We start from the raw sequence: 21,163 nt of genomic DNA on the forward strand, positions 1-21,163 counted from the left end.
CCTAGGTGTCGCGCGGAGCTGACCAATCTTGCCGCAACACATCTAGCACGATCAGGACGACGCCGATGGTGATGAATGTGTCCGCGAGGTTGAACGTGGGGAACCAGCCGGTATGGAAGTAGTCGGTGACGACGCCGTCGGCGGCGCGGTCGATCAGGTTGGTGAGTGCGCCGCCGAGGACCGCGGCAAATCCGATCCGGCCGGCGACCCCCGCGTCGGGTGCGACGTGCACTGCGTAGCCGGCCAGTGCGAGGGTGATGAACCCGGCCACGGCGAGTATGGCCCAGCTGGGCAGCCGATCACCGAGGCTGAATGCAATACCGGGGTTGAACGCTAACCGCAATTGGAGCACTCCCAGATCGGCCGCACTGCCCTCGGTGAGTCGGCTGACAACGAAGGAGTTGACTGCCAGCCCGACGGAGGTCACCACGACAACCAGGGCCATGAGAACGCCTCGGGGGTGGAGTGTTTTCGTCACTGCCGGCGTCGCGTCGGTCACGTAAAGGCTCCAGCCGGGGTAGGACTCGCTGACGCTGCGGCGGCGTCGCCGGCATAGTTCGGGCACAGCGCTACCGCGCTACCAGTGGCCGCCAGCAGGGTCTCCGCCGAGGCCAGCAGATCCATCAACTCGGGCCGAGTGAGGCGGTAGAACACCTGCCTACCTTGTGGGCGTCCCTCAACTAGCCCGCAGTCGCGCAGACATGCCACATGCGCCGACACTGTCGACTGCGCCAAACCCAACTCCCCTACCAGGTCGGCGACCCTGACCTCCCCGCCGGCAAGACGACGCACAATCGACAAACGGGTGCTATCGGACAGGCTGTGAAACAACGCCACCGCCGCGTCCACATTCGTTCCGGCTCTCGACGTTCGACACCCATCCATGCTATTGATCGTCACCAGACGATAATAAGCGGTCGCTGCCGATGAATGTGGGAGGGTGGTCACCAATGTTGATGAACCGCGTGGAGACTGTTCTGGTGAACTCGCCGCCCCGGCGGTGGCTGCAGCGCTACGAGGCGCGTGTATTGACCGCGTTGGGCGGACGGACCCCGGGGGCGCACGTTGCCGAGCTGGGGTGCGGGTCGGGGTACGGCACCCGGCTGATCCTCGACGAGTTCGGCGCCGCGCGCGTCGACGCGGTAGACCTCGATCCGGCGATGATTACTCGCGCTCGCCACCGCCTGCGCCGCCACACCGGCAGGGCACACCTCGCCCGAGGTAGCGCAACGGACCTGCGTTCAGCATTGCACGACGTTGGCGGCGGGCAGAACGGTACTTATGACGCAGTCTTCGACTTCGCGATCATTCACCACATCCCGAACTGGCGGGAAGCCTTGGACGAGGTGGCCCGCGTACTCAAACCGGGTGGGCGGTTCTTCTTTGACGAGGTCACCGCGACCGCCCTTGCTCGGCCGACCTACCAAGTGCTGTTTGACCATCCGAGCGAGGATCGGTTCACCGCCGGTGAATTCCTGCACGAGTTGTCCCACCACGGTCTCGAGGTCGGCGAGCGGTGGCGAACACGCATCGGCGGGGACTACCTGTTGGGTGTCGCCACACGGCAATAGTGAGGTCGACGTGGTGTCTCGGCGGTCGCCCACCACGACGACGTTTCGAACCTTCTCTCACGCGGTGCAGTGGTTAGAGGAGCGCACAGCCTTCAACTACTATCGTGGTTAGTAAACCTAGTCCAGCGCCGAGTGGGAGGGTTCGACAATCGATGGGCCGCGTAAGAGGGACTCGAGCTACCGAAGAGCCACGTGATCGCCGATCGACTCACGGTGGGCGGCCGCAGTGCTCGGACTCTCGTGAATGCCGCGGGTCGGTCCGGGCCGGTATCCCGCGACTGCTGATGCTCGCAACGCTGACGGCGGTGGTGATGGTGTTGACCTCGTGCAGCTCGACCGGAGGTGCCGCCTTCAGCAACGAGATTCGGGCCGTTGACAGCTTCGCCGACATCACACAACCTTCCATCGCTGTGGCCACTGAAGGTGGCGGGCGACTTGCGCCCAACGCGGTCGTCGAACCTGGGCTTCCTATTGTTGTCACGGCCAGTCGCGGCGCGTTGACTAACGTCCGTATTCCCACAGCCAGCGGCCGTCCCTTGGCGGGCTCCCTGAGCGAGGACGGCTCAACGTGGACAAGCACCCAGCCCCTGGGGTATTCGAAGCGATACGTGGTTCAAGCCGAGGCCGTGGGCGTGGGCGGTCGATCGGTCGTCTCGCAGCGTTTCACCACGACCTCACCGGAATCGTTGACCAGCGCGGCCATCCTCGGCGAGAAAACCGTCGGGATCGCCCACACGATCGGCGTGCGGTTCGCCGATCCCATCCCCGACCGAAAGAAGGCACAGGCGGCGATCACCGTGTCGTCTGACCCCCAGATGCAGGGTGCGTTCTATTGGATCAGCGACTCCGAGGTCCGGTGGAGGCCCGAACGCTTCTGGACACCGGGCACCAAAGTCAGTGTCGCCGTCAACATTTACGGAGTCGACCTCGGCGACGGGCTCTACGGCGACGAGAACTTGTCCTACGACTTCACCATTGGCAGAGCTCAGGAAATCGTCGCCGACGACAACACCAAAACAATCGTCGTCAAACGAGACGGCAAGGTCATCCGCACCATGCCGACCTCGTTCGGCAAAGACAGCACTCCGACGCCCCGCGGCATCTACATGATCGGAGATCGCGTCGAGCACATCATCATGGACTCGTCCACCTACGGAGTGCCTGTCGAGTCCGCAGCGGGATACCGCACACCCGTTCAATGGGCGGTGCAAATGTCCTACAGCGGCATCTACATGCACGGCGCACCGTGGTCGATGTCGGCGCAAGGCAACAGCAACGTCAGCAACGGTTGCCCAAACCTGAGTCCCGCAGACGCGGAATGGCTCGTCAAGAACACCCTGCGCGGTGACCCCGTCACGGTCAAGAACACCAACGCCGACACACTGTCGGGAGTCGATGGACTCGGCGACTGGAACATCCCGTGGTCACAGTGGAAGAAGGGCAACACCGACACCTAGGCGCCCCCCGCCTGGCTGGAGCTTGTCGACGCCACTCGCCATATCGATGGGTGTTGAGGTATTCGCGCCGGCACGCCTATAGTAAGCCATATCAATAAACGTAAGGATGTTGATATGACTCAGGAGTCGGTGGACACATGCGACCTGCTGTGCCTCGATCTACCGCACGCAGAAACAATCCGGACTGCGCTACCCGAGGTGACCGCGGTCGACAGTGCCGCCGCCGGAGCTCGCGCACTCGGTGATCCCACCCGGCTGCGAGTGGCAACGGCGTTGCTGTCGGGCGAGGAATTATGCGTCTGCGACCTCGCGTGGGTGGTAGGCCTGGCGCAGAACCTTGTCTCGCACCATCTGCGCCTACTCAAGGGCGCCGGCCTGGTGACCGGGCGCCGGCACGGACGGTTAGTGATGTACGCGTTGACCCCCTCCGGCCACGCTCTCGTGACAGCGGTTCTCGCGATTGCAGGACTCTCCACCGCAGCCACGACGACACCGTCGGCGGCCACAGTGCAGGGGCGAGCTCATGGCTGACGCATGCTGCGGGCCATCAGATCCCGCCGACCTCGACGCCGAGGTCGATCAGGGCCCGGTTCGGTTGTGGCAGGTGCGCGAGCTGCGTTTCGCCGCCGCCGCAGCAGTGTTCCTCGCGCTCGGCTGGATCATCGGAGACTCTCTATCAGAGACCGCGGGCATCGTCGTGGAACTGGTCGCGGTCGTCGTCGCTGCCTCAACGTTCGTGCCGTCGACGCTGATGTCGCTGCGCCACGGGCGCATCGGTGTCGGAACGCTGATGACGATCGCCGCGATCGGGGCTGTGGCGCTGGGCCAAATACCCGAGGCTGCGCTGCTGGGAATCTTGTTCTCGGTCGCTGAAGGACTCGAGCATTACGCGGTCACCAAGACCCGGCGCGGGCTGCGGGCACTGCTCGCGCTCGTTCCACCGACCGCGTCGGTGATTCGTGAGGGTCGCGAGATCACCGTGTCCCCTGATGAGTTGATCATCGGCGATGTGCTGGTGGTGCGTCCCGGTGAGCGCGCGTCGACCGACGGGACGATCACCGCGGGCACTACCAGCGTGGATATGTCGGCGATCACCGGCGAATCTGTTCCGGTGGAGGCGGGTCCGGGCGACTTGCTCTACGCCGGCGCGATTAACGGTGGCGGTGCGATCGAAGTCCGCGTGACCGCCCGCGCCGCGGATAGTTCCCTGGCCCGCATCGTTCACATCGTCGAGCAAGCGCAGGAACGCAAAGGCGCCGGCCAACGTCTCGCCGACCGCATCGCCCGCCCCCTGGTCCCGGCCATCATGGTGCTCGCGGCGCTCGTGGCAGGTATCGGTGCGCTGCTCGGTGATCCCCTGCTGTGGCTCGAACGCGGCCTGGTAGTCCTCGTTGCCGCGTCCCCGTGTGCGTTGGCGATCGCGGTGCCGCTGACGGTGGTCGCCGCGATCGGCGCCGCCAGCCGCCATGGCGCATTGGTCAAAGGCGGTGCTGCACTAGAGGAGTTGGGACGGGTCCGCGTCGTCGCACTGGACAAAACCGGCACCTTGACCCGCGGCACTCCGGAGGTCATCGCCGTGGTGAGCACCCCCGAAATCACCCGCGAGGACGCGTTGTCCTATGCCGCCGCGCTCGAGGCACGCAGCGAGCACCCGCTGGCGAGTGCGATTCTCGCGGCCGCACCTGCTCTGGGCTCACCTGCCGAGGACGTCACCGCGATCGCCGGTCACGGACTCACCGGCCAGATACGCGGACAGCAACTGCGCCTGGGCAAACCCGGGTGGCTCGATCCTGGCGCGCTCGCCGGCGATGTCACCCGGTTGCAGAGCGACGGTGCCACCGTCGTGCTGATCGAACGCGATGGCACCGTCGTCGCCGCCATCGCCGTCCGCGATGAGCTTCGCCCCGAGGCCGCTGAAACGGTCGCTCAGCTGACGGCGCTGGGTGTCAACTCGGTCATGCTGACCGGGGACAACGATCGCACCGCACACGCCTTGGCCACGGCGGCCGGAATCAGCACCGTCCATTCCGAACTGCTTCCCGAAGACAAAGCCGACTTGCTGCCCACACTGGCGCGCGGGCGGGCGATCGCCATGGTCGGCGACGGCGTCAACGACGCCCCAGCGTTGGCCACCGCCGATGTCGGAATCGCGATGGGAGCGATGGGTACCGACGTCGCCATCGAAACCGCCGATGTGGCGTTGATGGGCGAAGATCTCCGCCATCTCCCACAAGTGCTGTCCCACGCTCGGCGCGCACGCCGAATCATGGTGCAGAACATAGGATTCTCTCTGGCCATCATCGGTGTTCTGATTCCGCTGGCCGCCACGGGCGTCCTCGGCCTGGCCACAGTGGTCTTCGTCCACGAACTCGCAGAAGTGCTGGTGATCGCCAACGCGATTCGCGCCGCCCGGACGAAAGCACTGCCGGGCACCGGCGCCGTGCACCGGGTAACCCCCGGCAAGCTCAACATCTCGGTGGCGGCCTACCACGACACAGGCGACGCCTGCTGCGCCCCGGTATCAGCCACCACCACCGATCAGCCACGGCCGGTGCCCGAGGCACCCCTGCTGCCGGCTCCACGATTACGCGGCGCGGCGACCAGCACGAGTTGTGCTGCCACAACAGAACCAGGGTGCAGCTGCTGTTCGAGCCCGTCGGATGACGCCGATGACACACCGAGTAGCTCACCAACGCCTCATCGCGAACGCCACTGAGGCACATCACGCCGCGTCAGGTGCGTTGGCGTGATCTCCACGTGCGTACAACCAGTGCCGCCAGGACCGCGGCAGCACAGATCCCTTCTCCTGCTGCTCCGATCCGCGTAGCCAGAGTCGTCGTTGTCCTCAGCGGCACCCGCGCGATGAGGACATCGGGGGTGAACAGCGCTGTGCGTTGTGCAACGGCCCCATCAGGCTCGATGATCGCGCTCACCCCACTGGTTGCTGCGATGACTACCGCCCTACCGTGCTCGACTGCCCGCACCCGCGACATCGCGAGTTGCTGGTAGGTCATCTCGGTGCGCCCAAACGTCGCGTTGTTGGTCGGCACGGCGATCAGTTGCGCGCCGGCGCGCACCGAGTCGGTCACCAGATCGTCGAACGCGACTTCGTAGCAGGTCGCTACCGCCACCGGTACACCTGCAAGATCGACGACACCATTGCCCGTGCCAGGAACGAAGTTGCCGGCCCGGCTGGCGTAGGACGACAGCTGTGTCATCAGTTCCCGCAGCGGCAAGTACTCCCCGAACGGCACCAGCTGACGTTTGTCGTGCTCCTGACCAGGACCGGTAACCGGATCCCACACCACCAACGTGTTGCGGGACGTGCCGTTGCTCCCGGCGATCACCGCTCCCACCAGGATCGGCACCCCGATCGCCCGCGCGGCACGATCAATCTGCGCCGCAGCATCGCGGTTACCGAACGGGTCGATGTCGGATGAGTTCTCCGGCCACACCACCACATCGGGACGCACGACCCGCCCAGAGCGGATCTCCTCGGCCAGGTCGAGGGTGCGTTGGACATGATTGTCGAGCACTGCGCGTCGCTGAGCATTGAAATCCAACCCCAGCCGCGGCACATTGCCCTGCACCACTGCCACCGTCACCGACCGCTCCCCCGCGTCATCGCCTCCCCCCGCGGGCGTCATCGTCCACACCAGCAGTCCAATCACGGCAACCGTGGCCGCAGGCCCGGCCAACGTCTGAGGCTGCCGGCGGACCACGGCCCCCGCCGCCGCGGCCAGGGCCGCGCCGAGCAGCACCACAACGAACGACAACCCCGGCGCGCCGGCCAGCGCCGCCAACGGCAGGAGCAACCCGTCCGGTTGACCGAATGCGATTCGGCCCCAGGGGAAACCGCCAAACGGTATCCGGGAACGAATAGCTTCGACTGCCACCCAGGCGCCTGCCAACCACACCGGCGCGCCGCGCCATCTGCCCAGTGCCGCTGCCAACGCCCCGAAGATCCCGAACGCCACCGCCTGGACTGCTGCCAAGACCAGCCACGGCACCGCACCCACATAGATGCCGACCCACGGCAGCAAAGGCACGAAAAACCCCAGCCCAGCCAGATAGCCATAGCCGGATGCCGCCCACAACGACCGCCCCCGCAGCGTCACCACCAGAACCGCGATAGCCAACGGGGCGAGGAACCACAGCTGACGCGGAGGGAAACTCACGTACAGCATGCCGCCGGCGCCGACGGCAGCAGCGCTGCGCAGCACCGGATGAAGCATCGGTGGAAACGACGCACCGGCCCGCCGAGCACCCGAAGAACTCACCACCGCGCACCGCACCCCTCACCGAAATTTGTCGAGCGCACCGATCCGCCCGCGGTCGCCCGGCCGGGGCCGCGCGCCTGTAAACTACTAGCTAACGTAGTAGTAGTTTGACGGGAGTGAACATCGTGGCAGGTCAAGCGCTGAAGATTCGACTCGAGTCGAGGATGCCCCGGTGAGCCGCACCGTCAAGATCTCACTCGCCGTAGTGTTCGTGTTCTGCCTGGCGCTGACAGTGGTGTTCGTGGTGTCCCGGGCCGGCGACAGCGAACAGGCTGCCGCCCAGGCGAGCATGACGGTACGGGATGATTCCCCACGTCTATCGACTCCGACCGAGTCCAAGGCAACATTCGTGGAATTCCTGGACTTCGAATGTGAAGGGTGCGGGGCGGCATACCCGGCGGTGGAGCAGCTTCGCCAAACATACGGCGATCAGGTCACTTTCGTGGTCCGCTACTTCCCGCTCCCCGGGCATTTCAACGCTGACCGCGCGGCACGGGCCGTGGCTGCCGCGGCCGAGCAAGGTCAGTTCGAACCGATGTACCGCAAGATGTTCGACACCCAACGCAGCTGGGGTGAGCAGCGGGTACCGCTGGATGATCTGTTCTTCTCCTATGCCCAGGAGCTCGGTCTGGACATGGATCGATTCGCCGCCGACTACAACTCGCAGGCCACCCGCGAACTCATCGACCGCGATGTCGCTGACGGCAAAGCGCTGGGTGTCACCGGTACACCCACCTTCTTCATCAACGATGAACTGATCAAACCCGAGAGCTATGGCGATCTGAGCTCGGCGCTCGAATCCGCAGTACGCCAGTGACCGTCCCACCACCACCCCGCCAGGCCTCGCCATCCTCACCCTCGGCGCCAGTGACACGATTCCCAGTGTCTCCGCGACTGCTCGGGTGGATCCTTGCGGTCTGCGGAGGTATCGGGCTCATCGCTGCGTTCACGCTGACGGTTGAAAAGTTCGAACTGGCAACCGATCCGGCGTACACACCGACCTGCAGTATCAACCCGATCGTCAATTGCGGATCGGTGATGGACACCCCCCAGGCGGTCGTCTTCGGGTTTCCCAACTCACTGATCGGAATTGCCGGCTTCTCCGCGCTGATTGCTGTCGCGGTCCTGATGGGGAGCCGGCCGCCCACCTGGGTCATGATCGGGCTGCAGAGTGGGTTGACGGGTGCGGTGGTGTTCGTCCATTGGCTGATCTTCCAGAGCCTGTACCGAATCAACGCGCTCTGTCCGTACTGCATGGCCGTGTGGGTGGTTGTCGTGGTTGCCTTTTGGTATGTGAGCCTGCGCAATGCCGACCATTTCTGCCCACCCGGGACAGCACGCCGAGCCCTCGATGCGATCCTCACGGTGCACACCGTGGTACCGCTGGTGTGGGTGCTGGCAGTGATCGCCCTTATCGCCCACCGTTTCTGGTGGTACTGGTCGACGCTGATGTGACACCTCCGCGGCAGCGCCCGGCCGAGACGGCAGACTCGTGTAGCAGAGATCTGCACTCGCGCAGACCGCAGGTGTGGTGTGACGCCGATGTGATCCCTCACGGGTGATGGGTGGCTAACGCTTCCTCGTGGTGGCGCTGGGCGCTGGTCTCGAGCTGGAAGGTGGAATGCTCGAAGGAGATGGCGAAGTGGGTCGCCACGCAGGTCCGGATGTCATCCAAGATGGTGGGGGCGTGGCCGTCCTGGAAGCAGTCGTCATCGACCACAATGTGAGCGCTGATGATCGGTAGGCCCGTGGCCACCGTCGATGCGTGAAGGTCGTGCACGTCGTGCACACGATCCATCTCGAGGATGTGGGCCCTGACGTCGTCGAGATCGATCCCTTTCGGGGTGAATTCCATCAGCACCCGCGTCGTCTCGGCCATGAGTTTGAGGGCGCGGGGTGCGATGAGCGCGGCGATGAACAACCCGGCCAGCGCGTCAGCTTGTTGGAAACCGGTGGTAGCGATGACGATTGCGGCGACGATCACACCCAGCGACCCCAGTGCGTCGTTGAGGACCTCCAGAAACGCCGCTCGCATGTTGAAGTTGGCGCCGCGTCCCGAGGCGAGCACAAGCATGGCGACGATGTTCGCCACGAGCCCGATGACTCCGAAGAGCAGGAGTTCGGTCGAGGGCACCTCGGGTGGCGAGAACAGTCGTCGTACGCCTTCGACAGCAGCGTAGAGGCCCACAGCGAGCAGCAGCGAGGCCTGCCCCAGAGCGGCGATGACCTCGATGCGCCGCAATCCCCACGTGCGGGTTTTGCTGACCGGGCGGTGCATCACGGTTGCTGCGACGAGCGCGACCGCTAAACCGATCGCATCTGTCGCGGCGTGTGCGGTGTCGGTCAGCAGCGCCAGACTTCCCGTGATCACCGACCCGACAAGCTGGGCCACGACAATGATCCCCGTCAGAGCAAACGCGATCGCCAACCGGACACGCAGCGACGAGTCGCTGGATGCGGGGTCGGTTGGTCCGTGATTGTGTCCGGCTCCCATGCGTCGTACTCCCTCTCATCCACACCCAGATAGCTACGCTGTCCACATATATCAATACATGCGCATGTGACTATATGACAGATCGGGGCGGAACGGAACCGGCGGATCACGTCACGACTGAATCGGGATGTGCTGAGATGGCCCGACGTCGGCGGCGTGATGCCGGTGGTATTGGGTCCGTCGAAACGGCGCCGCCACTACAGGCCTCAGATGGGTAGTTGGGTATCGGTGATGAACGCGTCGCGGACCCACACGATGAATTGATCCCACAGGCCGGTAATCAAGGCGATACCTACCGCGATCATCATGGCGCCGCCGACGATCTGGATCATGCGGGCGTGGGTCCGCAACCAGCCGAGGCTGCGCAACGCCCACGCCGAGGAAAACGCAAGCACGACAAAAGGAATACCAAGGCCCGCGCAGTACGCCACGATCAGCGCGACGCCCTTCGCTGCGGTGGCACCTTCGGTGCCGCTGGCCGTAGCAATGACCGCCGCGAGCGTGGGCCCTAGGCATGGGGTCCACCCGAGTGCAAAGACCCCGCCGAGCAGCGGAGCGCCGGCGATGTTGGAGACGCGGCGGGGGGCGAACCGTCGTTCCTGTTGCAGTGCCGGCACCAGCCCGATGAACACCAGACCCATGATGATGGTGACCACGCCGCCGATGCGCTGGAGGACTTCACGATTCACCACGAAAGTGGTGGTGACTCCGAGTACGGTGGCGGTCGCTGCCACGAAGACCACGGTGAAACCGAGGACGAACAGGCCTGCGGCGAGCGCCACGCGCGAACGACCCCGCTTGTTCGGCTCCCCCACCGACACCGCAGGCGCCTCGGCGCCGACCACGCCAGCCAGATACGACAGATACCCCGGAACGAGGGGGACCACGCACGGTGAGGCGAACGACACCAGTCCGGCGATCACGCACGCGAGCAGCGCCAGTAGGAGCGGACCGCTGGCGACGAGGTTGGCAAACGTCTCGCCGACCGCGGCCTGCACTTCGACCGACTGCGGGGTCATTGGGGTGGTGCCACAGGCTCGGCGAGAACTCGCTGAACTGTTGACCCGAGTTCGTCGGCGGTGATGGCCTTGAGGAACACCGCGGCCGGACGGTGGTCGCGGTCGAGCACGATGGTGGTCGGCACCACCGACGTTGGGGTGGTCAGCGCAGCCAGGGTCAGACCGGCAAAGTCGTAGATCGAGGGAAAGGCGACTTTTCTGTCGATAATGAAGTCCTTCGCTGCCTGCCGGTTGTCGCGCAGATTGATACCGAGGAACTCGACTCCCGAGGCCTTGTTCTGGGCGTAGACATGCTCGAGGTCGTCGGCTTCTCCCCGGCAGGGTCCGCACCACGAACCCCAGACGTTGATGACGACGACTTTGCCTGCGAAGTCGTCGAGTCCGATGGTCTGGTCGGTCACCACGTCAGGGCCGGAGACGGTAGCGATCCTCTGACGGCTCGCGGGCGGATCGTAGGTGATGACCGTCTGCCCGCCGGGCGAGACGAACTGAAAGGTTCCCCCCTGCGCAACGGCGTCGTCGCCAGCGCTACCACAACCCGACGCTACCCACGGCACCACGCATATCAGCGCCAGGACCGCCGCCCGCACCGCGGATACCCTTCTCCCCTGCTGCACCAGCACTCCTCGACGTTGATCTACTACGCAGCGTGGTAGATCACCATTCGACTTGTCAACATAGGCATAGTTTTTGTGGCCCTCACCCGACCGGTGGCCGACTTTCTGCGGCGTACATGTGTGACGTTCACCGAGTGCGTTAGGAACGCCCACCTGCTAATACGTTCGGACTCGGGCGTGTTTCCCGACTCGGCAGTCACTGCCCATCCGCAACTACATCACCTAGTAGTAGAGGCCCCGCGATTGCGATGGGCACTCAATCAGATCGTGTTACTGCTGTGACCTGTGGGGCCTATGGTTCGAACGGAGGGCTGCCGATCGTGGCCTCATGTGCACCTGGCGTGTGGTGCTGAACGTCAGTGCGTCGCGCCCGTCTCCGGAAGGTCTCGCTGGCATGCCTATGTCGTCCCTCACCCGCCGCTGCGGCGCTCCACGGCCTTGTCTGAGACTGGGGGTCGCAGGAATCGTTGCTGCGGTTCTGCTGAGCTTCTCGGTCGACGCTCGAGCACGAGCCGACGCCGATACCGCCCATGTGACTCAGCAGTTCGCCCAACTGGTCGCCGAGACGATCTCGGCAACACTGGGCGGCCCGGCGATGGGAACCCTCGCCGACGAGATCCGAACAGTCAGCACATGTCTGGCCGACCGAGCGCGCCCAGTCGAGCCGCCAGTGCCAGCCGAGGATCCCATCACTGCGGTGGGATGCTTCGCCGCCGTGCTCGGTGCGGGACGAGCAGCCGCCGAACTGATTGTCGACGCGCTGCCGATCGGGCGGTTGCTGGCGCTTCTGGCTTTCGAGATGCGTCCCCATGATCCCGCGGCTGCGCACCCGGCACCAGCCGGTCCACCCGTCTATTCGTCGCCGTCGCCGGGGTCGGTGGTCGCTCCCACGAACGGCCGAGTCACCTCCACCTTCGGTGACGGCCGCGGCCATCAGGGTATGGACATCGGCAACGACCTGGGGGCACCGATTTTCGCGGTCACCGACGGCGAAGTGATCAACTCGGGGCCAGCTGAAGGCTTCGGGTTGTGGGTACGCATCCGGCATGCCGACGGAACAATCACGACCTACGGCCACAACGACGACAATCTCATCAACGCGACAGCACCGGTCACGGTCGGTCAACCCATTGCCACGGTGGGCAATCGTGGCAACTCGACCGGGCCTCACCTGCACTTCGAGGTTGCTGATGCATCCGGCGCCGCCCTCGACCCGGTGCGATGGCTCGCCGAACGCGGCGTCAGTCTGCCCTCCGACAGCGACGCCGAACCTACTATCACGCCCAACGAACCGCCGAGCACCGGAAGCGCAGACCTCTGGCGGTAAGGGTGGCTGCGGCGCACGGTCGCGACTTACCGGTCGGGCCGAACTCAATGAGGGAGGCGACGTTTCGCCGCGGTTCTGTCGCCTCCCGGTCGAGACTCGGGATTCCAGTACCAACTATGCTACCTAGTAGTTAATCGACTACAGTCCGTAGTAACGGCCCGGGAAGTCGCACGCACGATGCGCGTGTTGCTTCGATCAGGGCCACCATTTTCCGAGTCAGATGGAGGCCTCATGACCGCGGTGTCCCCGCGCCCGCCCGAGGTGGTCGCCACGCGGCCCTATCCCGAGCGGCGAAAGGCCAAAGGGTCATTCATCTACACGATGCTGACCACGACCGATCACAAGCTGATCGGCATGATGTACATCGTCGCGTGCTTCGGGTTCTTCCTCATCGGCGGATTGATGGCGCTGCTGATGCGCGGAGAACTTACGACGCCGGGCATGCAATTCCTCTCGACCGAGCAGTACAACCAGCTGTTCACCATGCACGGCACGATCATGCTGCTGATGTATGCCACCCCCATCGTGATCGGCTTCGCCAACTTCGTACTGCCCCTGCAGATCGGCGCTCCCGACGTCGCCTTCCCGCGACTCAACGCACTGGGTTTCTGGCTGTTCGTCTTCGGTTCGACCATCGCGATCGCCGGCTTCATCACCCCGGGTGGCGCCGCGGACTTCGGCTGGACCGCCTACACCCCGCTCAGCGACGCCATCCACTCACCCGGCGTCGGCTCCGACATGTGGTTTCTCGGACTGACCGTGTCTGGTCTGGGCACCATCCTGGGCGCGGTCAACATGGTCACCACGGTCATCTGTCTGCGCGCACCGGGAATGACGATGTTCCGCATGCCCATCTTCACGTGGAACATCCTGGTCACCAGTGTGCTGATCTTGCTGGTGTTCCCGCTGCTCACCGCGGCATTGCTTGGCGCCGAAGTCGACCGCCAGTTCGGCGCGCATCTGTTCGATCCAGCCAACGGCGGCGCCATTCTCTGGCAGCACATGTTCTGGTTCTTCGGTCACCCCGAGGTGTACATCATCGCGCTGCCGTTCTTCGGCATCGTCTCCGAGATCTTCCCGGTCTTCAGCCGTAAACCGTTGTTCGGGTACTCAGGACTGGTCTACGCCACCCTCGCCATCGCCGCCCTGTCGGTCGCGGTGTGGGCACACCACATGTACGTCACCGGTGCCGTGCTGTTGCCGTTCTTCTCCTTCATGACCTTCCTGATCGCGGTACCCACGGGCGTGAAGTTCTTCAACTGGATCGGCACAATGTGGCGCGGCCACATGACCTTTGAAACCCCGATGCTGTTCTCGGTCGGCTTCATGGTCACCTTCCTGTTCGGCGGACTCACCGGTGTGCTGTTGGCCAGTCCGCCGATCGACTTCCAACTCTCCGACAGCTACTTCGTGGTGGCCCACTTCCACTACGTGCTCTTCGGCACGATCGTGTTCGCCACCTACGCCGGCATCTACTTCTGGTTCCCGAAGATGACCGGCCGACTGCTCGACGAACGCTTGGGCAAGATCCACTTCTGGTTGACGTTCATTGGCTTTCACCTCACCTTCTTGGTGCAGCACTGGCTCGGAGCCGAAGGCATGCCCCGCCGGTACGCCGACTACCTGCCCTCAGACGGCTTCACCACGCTCAACATCATCTCCACCGCCGGCGCGTTCGTCCTCGGCGTCTCGACACTGCCGTTCCTGTGGAACGTCTTCCGCAGCTACCGCTACGGCGAGGTCGTGACCGTCGACGATCCATGGGGCTTCGGCAACTCGCTGGAGTGGGCCACCAGCTGCCCGCCGCCGCGCCACAACTTCACCGAACTGCCCCGCATCCGGTCAGAACGTCCGGCGTTCGAACTGCACTACCCGCACATGGTGGAGCGGATGCGCGCCGAAGCCCACGTCGGCACACGGCACGGTGAACCCAGCGAGGCGGCCGAAGAAGTCCGCCGTGCGCCGCTGACCACCGGAGACCACGAAGCATCTACAGATCCCGACCCGGAGAGCCGACCGTGAGCAACTACCCCTACCCAGCACTCGACCAGGCCCCCGTCCCGCGATCGCGCCGCCCGCTGACCGTTCCGCGGTGGTTCGCCATCCTCGCAGTCGGCTACACCGCGGTGATGACCTTTGCGCTGACCCTGCTCGCAGGCTCTGTCCTCGCTCAGGGCACTCCACTGCTGCTGTGGCTGATCGCGGCGACCGCGGCAATGTGTGCGGCCCGCGGTGCGGCCGCCGTCGCGACCCGAGCGATGAGGCCAGCACGAGGCCGTGCGGCGCGACCCTAGGCGAAGAAACTCACCACCATCCCCAGGTGGAGAACTCGTCGCACCGCGCGGCGGCGAGACCCGCAGCCACCAGGGCCTCCAAGATCACCGGGCCTGACTGAGGCCACCATCGTGCACTAGGTACCGATCACGCAGGGTGCCGCGATAACGCGCGACCGGCTTGGGCGTATGTCGCGAAGGCACGCGCGGGCTGCGATCGACACGCTGCGACGAGCGCCGGTCAGCGGCCGCTGCTCTCGGTGGCGCAAACAGACGCGACGCTCGTGGGTGTCGAGCAGTAGCAGCCCCTGTCGAGCGAATATGGCGTGACGGGGACTTACGCGGTGAGTCCATGTACGAGAACTGACAACACCGGAAGTGCCGCAGCCGTACACAACGCAGCACCCAAGAGGGGTAGCACGCTCGCCGCAGCGTAGGTCGACTTCGTTGGCTCGATCGCGCCGTTCTCGAGCATCAGCAATCGGTAGCGCGTCGAGCGGGGCATGGGGGTCTCGGGGCCTACGCCCTGACTGGTCACGTGCGCGAGTGCGCTGCGCACGGCAGCTGTGCTGGTGACCCGAGCAGCCGACATGTCGGCATCTGCTTCGATCAAGGTCGCGACTGCCGCCGGCGCCCGGCGAAACAGCGGCACAAAGGGCAGAGCTCGTGCCATCACATCGCAGACCGCCAGAACGCGGTCGTGCCGGGACCTCAGATGGGCGAACTCGTGCGCTAGTACTGCGGCCCGCGCCTCGGCGGGCACGTCTGTGCGCAGCGCACTTGTTGCCACTACGAAGCCACTGCGCCCGCCGACGCAGTACGCCATGGGGTGGGGGTGATCGATCCAGAGCACGTCGGGGGTGTCGGGTTCGGTACTGCCCACCACAGCGACGACGTCGCGATGAAGACGGTGCACGCGATGCACGTCGCGGGTGTGCCGAGCGCACGACATCGCGGTGCGCGCGACCACGGCGATCAGGACCACGGCGACGGCAATGCCGTACACCTGGCTGAAATCGTCGCGCACCGCGTGCAGGACAGCTCCCGCGCACCGAGCCAAGGTGTCAACGAAGCGCTCGGCCGGCGGCGGGTCCGGCCACAACGCCGACAGCGCCGATAGAAACAACAATCCCACCGCCGTGGCGATACTGCTGACCCATGCGGTGATCAGTACCCGCGGTGACCATCGCTGGGGCAGTCGGTCGAGAACGTAGGGACCCAACACGCCCAGCACGGCCGCGCCCACCAGGTGGGCCAATGCGACGCTCACACTCTCAGCGCTTCCTCGGACGATCCGTCCGCGTCCGGGACAGGTGCTCGCTGAGGACCGCGCGCTCCTCGGGAGTAACCATCCGGGCGAAGTGCATCAGCACCGCCGTCGAATCGCCGCTGGCATCGAGCACCTGCCGCAGTGTCTGAGACGTCGCCTCCTCCCGCGACTGCAACGGGAAGTACCGATAGGCGCGGCTGATCTTCTCGCGACCCGCGAAGCCCTTCTTGTGCAGATTGGTGACCACGGTCAACACCGTCGTGTACGCCAAGTCGCGGTCGGCCAGCGCATCGACGATGTCGTGCACACTCATCGCCGCCGAAGCGCCCCACAGCACGTCCATCACCGCGCGTTCCAACGAACCCAACTGAGTCACCGTCGCCTGCCTGATCGCCTCGTATTTGCTGCCAGTCTAGAACAAACTACCCTGCTTAGTAGCCGAAGCCTGGTTGCCTCAGCCCTGCTGTCTCACTGCCCCATGGGGGCTCTCGCATCTCCTGCGGTGCCGTGCCCTCACCGCCTACTGAAAGCGCCCACCCGTGACCGACCTCGTTGACCACACGCACCCGACACGCCGCATCCAACTCGATGTGGGCGGAATGACCTGCGGTGCGTGCGCAGCTCGGGTGGAACGCAAACTCAACAAACTCGACGGCGTGCGCGCCTCGGTCAACTACGCCACTCGGCGAGCCACCGTGGAACTCGAGACCCACGCACACGTCGCCGATGCTATCGACGCCGTGCACACAGCAGGGTATGCGGCTGCGGAACTGTCCGAGCAGGCCCCTGCCGTCAACGAAGACTTAGCGACTGCGAAGGCACTGTTCACTCGGCTGATCGTCGCGCTAGCCCTGTTCGTGCCCCTGGCCAACCTCTCCGTGGTGCTTGCGGTCGTCCCCGACCTTCGCTTCCCCGGCTGGCAAGCAGTGTTGGTGGCGCTTGCCGCGCCGGTCGTGACCTACTGCGCGTGGCCCTTCTACCGCACCGCGGTGCGCACGTTGCGGACCGGCGTGGCCACGATGGACACCCTCGTCTCGCTGGGAGTGCTGGCCGCGACCGCGCTGTCGGTGTACTCAATGTTCTCGGCCGAGACGACGTCGACCGCAGGCCAGGGGGTGTGGTCGGCAATCTTCTCCAGTGACTCCATCTACCTCGAAGTTGCCGCCGGTGTCACCGTCTTCGTGCTGGCAGGACGCTACTACGAGGCGCGTGCCCGGACACAAGCTGTTCAAGCACTGACGGCGCTGGCCGCCCTGCGTGCCACCGACGCCCGAGTTGAGTGCGCAGGGGACACGACCATGCTCATACCCCTCGCGGAACTCAAAGTGGGGCAACGACTCATCGTGCTGCCGGGAGAGACCATTCCATCAGATGGGCAGGTGATCGAGGGCGCCGCCACTGTGGACCTCAGCGCCATGACCGGTGAGACGACGCCGGTTCAGGTGTCAGCCGAGCAAGGCTCCACCGCCGTCGGGGGCACGACGTGCCTCGACGGGCGACTACGCGTCGAAGTCACCGCAGTCGGTGAGGACACCCGCCTGGCCGAGATGATCGCGCTCGTCGACAGCGCGCAGACAGCCAAGGCTCGCGCTCAACGCGTCGCCGACCGTATCGCCGCGATCTTCGTTCCGTGTGTCATCGCCCTAGCCGCAGCCACTGTCGTGGGCTGGTCGCTCACCGGGGCGTCATGGGAGCACGCCGTGAGTGCCGCGGTGGCCGTGCTGGTCATCGCCTGTCCGTGCGCGCTGGGCCTGGCCATGCCCATGGCGCTGGTGATCGCTACCGGGCGAGGCGCCCAACTGGGCATCTTCCTCAAAGGACACGCCGCGTTGGAACTGTCCGGGACGATCGACGTGGTGGTCTTCGACAAGACCGGCACCCTCACCAACGGGCAGCCACACGTCACCGGCGTGTACACCGTCGACGACGACAGTGCCGAGCTGATCCTGGGCTGGGCGGCGACACTCGAGCAGCACACCAGCCACCCCATCGCCACCGCTATCGCTGCCGCAGCCGGTCCGCAGTCGCTTGCCGCACCGGTCGACGCGGTGGTCACCGACGTGGGTAGCGGCGTGCGAGGGGTGATCGACGGAGTGACGGTGCAGGTGGGTTCCCCGGCATGGATCGCCCGTAGCGCCGCGGTGCCCGCCGTGATCGACGCGCGGCGCGCTGACATCGAGCGCTCTGGGGGCACCGCGGTCTATGTCGCAGCCGATGATGCAGTCCGGGGCCTGATCGACATTCGCGATGGCATCAAACCCTCTGCCCGCCAGGCGGTCGATGAGTTGCACCGCATGGAAATTCGCACGTTCCTGGTCACCGGTGACAACGCCGGCGCAGCGCAGCGCACCGGGGAGCAGATCGGCATCGACGACGTGATCGCCGGGGTGCTCCCGGCCGAGAAGGTGGCCATCATCGACAATCTGCGCAGTAGTGGCGCCGGTGTGGCGATGGTCGGCGACGGCATCAACGACGGGCCCGCACTCGCGTCGGCTGATCTGGGCATTGCGATCGGACGCGGTACCGATGTTGCTATCGGCGCCGCCGACATCGTGTTAGTGCGCGATGACCTCACCACCGTCGCTCTGGCGCTGCAACTCGCCTCGGCCACGCGACGCACGATGCGCACCAATCTGGCATGGGCGTTCGGCTACAACCTCGCCGCGCTGCCGCTGGCTGCCGCTGGATTGCTCAATCCTCTGATCGCCGGGGCCGCAATGGCTTTGTCATCGTTTTTCGTCGTCTCCAACAGCCTGCGTTTGCAGAACTTCGCGCGTATAGACCGCTGAGGGCGACAGCGGCTGGGGTTGGGCCAACTGCGAGACCATCGCAGCGACGGTGTGGGAGGTGCCGGCATCGATGTCGGCGGATTCGGACCGATCGGGTCGGCGTTCGGCTCGCACCCACTGCGCCAACAGCACCAGGCAAACCAGCACCATCGGAATCTCGCTGATGACCGCAGCCACCACACCGCCCACCCATTGCGTGCGAGCCAGATCGGGATTCCACGGCAGCTGCAACTGGCTGTAGAAAGACTCGCCGATCACCGTGGTGGAGGTCATCAGCGCGATACCAAAGAAGGCGTGAAAAGGCATGACGGCGAACAGCAGACCAAGCCGCGCCAAAAACGGTAACTGTTTGGGTCCAGGATCGATCCCCACAGTCACCCAGAAGAACAGGTAGCCGGTGGCCAGGAACAGCACGCTCATCACGACGTGCCCCCAGTGGTAGCGGACGAGCACGTCGAACACCGGTGTGAAGTACACCAGATACGACGAGCCCACGAACAACGCGAACGCGGCAATCGGATTGAGCAGCAGCTGCAGGCCCCGCGAGCTGAGCACGATCAGCAGCGCCCGCCGGCACGCCGCGCCACCGGTGGTTCCGGTCGTCGGCAGCACCCTCAACAGCAAGGTGATCGGTGCACCACCCACCAGCAGGATGGGTGCGATCATGGTCAAACCCGTGTGTTCGGCCATGTGCACGCTGAACAACGCGTTGCCGTAGGCCTTGAGCCCAGAGCTGGTGGACACCACCACCACAGCGCACCCCGCGACCCACGACACCGTTCGCCGGATCGGCCACCGGTGTCCACTTGCCCGCTCCCGCCGGACGGCGACGAGATAGCCCACGACACCCACCACCGCCGCCACACCCACCACGAGATCAACACGCCACAGCGAGACCAGTGAACCGACATCGGGCGGGCCAGGAAGGGAATAACCCAGATAGACATCCCAGCCCGTGAATGGGTGGGCAATCAACCCGGGTGCGACCCTGGTGTCCATCACCGCCCAGCAGGCCACGGCCACCAGTGCGGTCGACGCGGCAAGGACAGAAGCGGTTGCCGGCGTCACCACGCCCCGGCGCAGGCGCACAAGGTCGGCCACCACCAGCACCGTCAGTACAGCCACCAACAGCCCCGCAGCGCGACCGAACGCCGACGACCACACATCGGGAGTCCGCAGCAGCAGCGTCACAGCCACCGCGCCCGCCAGTGCCATCACATCGGCGCCCAGGACAACGCCACCAACACGCCGGTCGGCCGCCTCGTCGATGGTCGCCGACCCCAGACCACGAACCCGGAACCGATCAGCCCACCGCAGCCCCACCGACAACGCCAAGCTCACTGCGAAGACAATGACCGCGCCGGTCGTGTAATCGTGGTCAGGACCCTGCGCGGCATTGCCGACCACGGGCAGCGCGAGCACACAAATCGCCGCGGGAACCACCAGCGCCGCCTGCATCGACCACCGCAGCGACACCGAACCGATCAGCACCACGACACCCGCAGCCACCACCACCAGCCACGCCAGCGCCGGCAAACTCACACTGAACGCGTAACCGACTTTGCCGCTCGAGACCATCGTGCCCACAGACACACCGGTGGTGTCTGCGGCCGCGGTGAAAGCCATGAAGAGCGCAACGACCACAGAGCACCCCGCGGCGCGACGGACGCGGCGAAACACTGGATAGACCGCAGCGTCGATGAAGCCTTGCGAGTCAGGGACGGCCGTGAGCACCATCGAGACCAGTCCCCCAAGCATCACCGCAGCCAACGCAAAGCCAGCGAAGTTGCCGACCACATCGGCGACAGCTGTGCCCGCCCCAGGATATGGATCTGCGCTTTCGACGTAGCGACTGGCGCCGGAGATCCAGGCGTAGATCACCAGCGCCACAATTAGCCCACCGACCAGCAGTGCAGCCATCAACCGGGGTACGGCTACGCCGCGCGGAGTTGACGGTGCGGTCGCCTCCGTCGACGGCTTCATATCACCCACCACCTACATGCTACTACTGCGCATAGTAATTACGGCGCACGGACTGTAGAACGGGTAGTCGTGGCTGATTCTCG

19 protein-coding genes and 1 pseudogene are annotated in these 21,163 nt (G+C 65.2%); 11 read left to right on the top strand and 9 right to left on the bottom strand.

Annotated elements, in window-relative coordinates; all coding sequences use genetic code 11:
• Position 1: 1 nt before the first annotated feature.
• Together lspA and NWF34_RS11925 are read right to left on the bottom strand one after the other, a co-directional pair.
• On the bottom strand, positions 2 to 445 hold the full coding sequence (gene lspA, locus NWF34_RS11920; RefSeq protein WP_211540795.1) for a signal peptidase II: 444 nt from the start codon (positions 443 to 445) through the stop codon (positions 2 to 4).
• A gap of 50 nt (positions 446 to 495) precedes the next feature.
• Positions 496 to 885, bottom strand: a complete 390-nt coding sequence (locus tag NWF34_RS11925) for a metalloregulator ArsR/SmtB family transcription factor (RefSeq protein ID WP_249146435.1) — start codon at positions 883 to 885, stop codon at positions 496 to 498.
• Positions 886 to 980: 95 nt separating this feature from the next.
• Here NWF34_RS11925 and NWF34_RS11930 point away from each other — a divergent pair, with 95 nt between their 5' ends.
• The 4 genes from NWF34_RS11930 (at position 981) to NWF34_RS11945 (ending at position 5,744) form a co-directional block, all read left to right on the top strand.
• A complete protein-coding gene (locus tag NWF34_RS11930) occupies positions 981 to 1,571 on the top strand; it encodes a class I SAM-dependent methyltransferase (protein WP_307848128.1) in 591 nt (196 codons plus the stop codon).
• A gap of 284 nt (positions 1,572 to 1,855) precedes the next feature.
• A complete protein-coding gene (locus NWF34_RS11935) occupies positions 1,856 to 3,028 on the top strand; it encodes an Ig-like domain-containing protein (RefSeq protein WP_211540786.1) in 1,173 nt (390 codons plus the stop codon).
• A 114-nt stretch (positions 3,029 to 3,142) separates the two neighbouring features.
• Positions 3,143 to 3,559: a helix-turn-helix transcriptional regulator gene (locus tag NWF34_RS11940; RefSeq protein ID WP_258325142.1), complete on the top strand. Its 417-nt coding sequence runs from the start codon at positions 3,143 to 3,145 to the stop codon at positions 3,557 to 3,559.
• The gene (locus tag NWF34_RS11945) at positions 3,552 to 5,744 is read left to right on the top strand and encodes a cation-translocating P-type ATPase (RefSeq protein ID WP_258325143.1); all 2,193 of its coding nucleotides are present in this window, start codon (positions 3,552 to 3,554) and stop codon (positions 5,742 to 5,744) included. Before NWF34_RS11940 ends, NWF34_RS11945 begins: the two co-directional genes overlap by 8 nt.
• A 16-nt stretch (positions 5,745 to 5,760) precedes the next feature.
• Here NWF34_RS11945 and lnt read toward each other — a convergent pair whose 3' ends face one another.
• On the bottom strand, positions 5,761 to 7,263 hold the full coding sequence (lnt, locus tag NWF34_RS11950; protein WP_211540778.1) for an apolipoprotein N-acyltransferase: 1,503 nt from the start codon (positions 7,261 to 7,263) through the stop codon (positions 5,761 to 5,763).
• A gap of 217 nt (positions 7,264 to 7,480) precedes the next feature.
• Between lnt and NWF34_RS11955 the strand changes: the two genes are divergently transcribed.
• Complete coding sequence (locus NWF34_RS11955; protein ID WP_075863778.1) at positions 7,481 to 8,125, top strand: thioredoxin domain-containing protein; 645 nt, start codon at positions 7,481 to 7,483, stop codon at positions 8,123 to 8,125.
• A 65-nt stretch (positions 8,126 to 8,190) separates the two neighbouring features.
• Positions 8,191 to 8,763, top strand: a complete 573-nt coding sequence (locus tag NWF34_RS11960; RefSeq protein WP_211540803.1) for a vitamin K epoxide reductase family protein — start codon at positions 8,191 to 8,193, stop codon at positions 8,761 to 8,763.
• Positions 8,764 to 8,860: 97 nt separating this feature from the next.
• Here the strand turns inward: NWF34_RS11960 and NWF34_RS11965 are convergent, their stop codons facing one another.
• The 3 genes from NWF34_RS11965 to NWF34_RS11975 form a co-directional block, all read right to left on the bottom strand.
• Complete coding sequence (locus tag NWF34_RS11965) at positions 8,861 to 9,802, bottom strand: cation diffusion facilitator family transporter (protein WP_127964025.1); 942 nt, start codon at positions 9,800 to 9,802, stop codon at positions 8,861 to 8,863.
• A gap of 206 nt (positions 9,803 to 10,008) precedes the next feature.
• Complete coding sequence (locus NWF34_RS11970) at positions 10,009 to 10,821, bottom strand: cytochrome c biogenesis CcdA family protein (protein ID WP_211540772.1); 813 nt, start codon at positions 10,819 to 10,821, stop codon at positions 10,009 to 10,011.
• The gene (locus tag NWF34_RS11975; protein WP_084813247.1) at positions 10,818 to 11,438 is read right to left on the bottom strand and encodes a TlpA disulfide reductase family protein; all 621 of its coding nucleotides are present in this window, start codon (positions 11,436 to 11,438) and stop codon (positions 10,818 to 10,820) included. Before NWF34_RS11975 ends, NWF34_RS11970 begins: the two co-directional genes overlap by 4 nt.
• 532 nt (positions 11,439 to 11,970) lie before the next feature.
• On the opposite strand from NWF34_RS11975, the gene NWF34_RS11980 reads away from it, so the two are divergent.
• The 3 genes from NWF34_RS11980 to NWF34_RS11990 all read left to right on the top strand — a co-directional run bounded on the left by NWF34_RS11980 (position 11,971) and on the right by NWF34_RS11990 (position 15,059).
• The gene (locus NWF34_RS11980; protein WP_258325144.1) at positions 11,971 to 12,765 is read left to right on the top strand and encodes a M23 family metallopeptidase; all 795 of its coding nucleotides are present in this window, start codon (positions 11,971 to 11,973) and stop codon (positions 12,763 to 12,765) included.
• 231 nt (positions 12,766 to 12,996) lie between these two features.
• Positions 12,997 to 14,787 carry a cytochrome c oxidase subunit I gene (gene ctaD, locus NWF34_RS11985; RefSeq protein ID WP_211540771.1) on the top strand — a complete coding sequence of 597 codons (1,791 nt, stop codon included), beginning with the start codon at positions 12,997 to 12,999 and terminating at the stop codon, positions 14,785 to 14,787.
• Positions 14,784 to 15,059, top strand: a complete 276-nt coding sequence (locus NWF34_RS11990) for a hypothetical protein (protein WP_211540770.1) — start codon at positions 14,784 to 14,786, stop codon at positions 15,057 to 15,059. Before ctaD ends, NWF34_RS11990 begins: the two co-directional genes overlap by 4 nt.
• 316 nt (positions 15,060 to 15,375) lie before the next feature.
• On the opposite strand, the gene NWF34_RS11995 is transcribed toward NWF34_RS11990, so the two are convergent.
• Both NWF34_RS11995 and NWF34_RS12000 read right to left on the bottom strand, forming a co-directional pair.
• Positions 15,376 to 16,308: a M56 family metallopeptidase gene (locus NWF34_RS11995; RefSeq protein WP_075863791.1), complete on the bottom strand. Its 933-nt coding sequence runs from the start codon at positions 16,306 to 16,308 to the stop codon at positions 15,376 to 15,378.
• Positions 16,309 to 16,312: 4 nt separating this feature from the next.
• Complete coding sequence (locus tag NWF34_RS12000) at positions 16,313 to 16,684, bottom strand: BlaI/MecI/CopY family transcriptional regulator (RefSeq protein WP_005199796.1); 372 nt, start codon at positions 16,682 to 16,684, stop codon at positions 16,313 to 16,315.
• A 214-nt stretch (positions 16,685 to 16,898) separates the two neighbouring features.
• Here NWF34_RS12000 and NWF34_RS12005 point away from each other — a divergent pair.
• Together NWF34_RS12005 and NWF34_RS12010 are read left to right on the top strand one after the other, a co-directional pair.
• Positions 16,899 to 17,054, top strand: a pseudogene (locus NWF34_RS12005) (heavy metal-associated domain-containing protein); the annotation flags it as partial.
• Between the two features lie 297 nt (positions 17,055 to 17,351).
• Positions 17,352 to 19,097 carry a heavy metal translocating P-type ATPase gene (locus NWF34_RS12010; protein WP_258325156.1) on the top strand — a complete coding sequence of 582 codons (1,746 nt, stop codon included), beginning with the start codon at positions 17,352 to 17,354 and terminating at the stop codon, positions 19,095 to 19,097.
• Here NWF34_RS12010 and NWF34_RS12015 read toward each other — a convergent pair.
• Positions 19,035 to 21,080, bottom strand: coding sequence for a cytochrome c oxidase assembly protein (locus NWF34_RS12015; RefSeq protein ID WP_258325157.1), 2,046 nt, complete (start codon positions 21,078 to 21,080; stop codon positions 19,035 to 19,037). The genes NWF34_RS12010 and NWF34_RS12015 overlap by 63 nt on opposite strands.
• Positions 21,081 to 21,163 lie beyond the last annotated feature (83 nt).

It is taken from the genome of Gordonia sp. GONU (assembly GCF_024733855.1).
Lineage (GTDB): Bacteria > Actinomycetota > Actinomycetes > Mycobacteriales > Mycobacteriaceae > Gordonia > Gordonia amicalis.

Bases quoted from the DNA above. Each gene is read 5' to 3' on its own strand.
- lspA (WP_211540795.1), bottom strand. From the start codon at position 445: ATGGCCCTGGTTGTCGTGGTGACCTCCGTCGGGCTGGCAGTCAACTCC.
- NWF34_RS11925 (WP_249146435.1), bottom strand. From the start codon at position 885: ATGGATGGGTGTCGAACGTCGAGAGCCGGAACGAATGTGGACGCGGCG.
- NWF34_RS11935 (WP_211540786.1), top strand. From the start codon at position 1,856: ATGCTCGCAACGCTGACGGCGGTGGTGATGGTGTTGACCTCGTGCAGC.
- NWF34_RS11940 (WP_258325142.1), top strand. From the start codon at position 3,143: ATGACTCAGGAGTCGGTGGACACATGCGACCTGCTGTGCCTCGATCTA.
- NWF34_RS11945 (WP_258325143.1), top strand. From the start codon at position 3,552: ATGGCTGACGCATGCTGCGGGCCATCAGATCCCGCCGACCTCGACGCC.
- lnt (WP_211540778.1), bottom strand. From the start codon at position 7,263: ATGCTTCATCCGGTGCTGCGCAGCGCTGCTGCCGTCGGCGCCGGCGGC.
- NWF34_RS11965 (WP_127964025.1), bottom strand. From the start codon at position 9,802: ATGGGAGCCGGACACAATCACGGACCAACCGACCCCGCATCCAGCGAC.
- NWF34_RS11970 (WP_211540772.1), bottom strand. From the start codon at position 10,821: ATGACCCCGCAGTCGGTCGAAGTGCAGGCCGCGGTCGGCGAGACGTTT.
- ctaD (WP_211540771.1), top strand. From the start codon at position 12,997: ATGACCGCGGTGTCCCCGCGCCCGCCCGAGGTGGTCGCCACGCGGCCC.
- NWF34_RS12015 (WP_258325157.1), bottom strand. From the start codon at position 21,080: ATGAAGCCGTCGACGGAGGCGACCGCACCGTCAACTCCGCGCGGCGTA.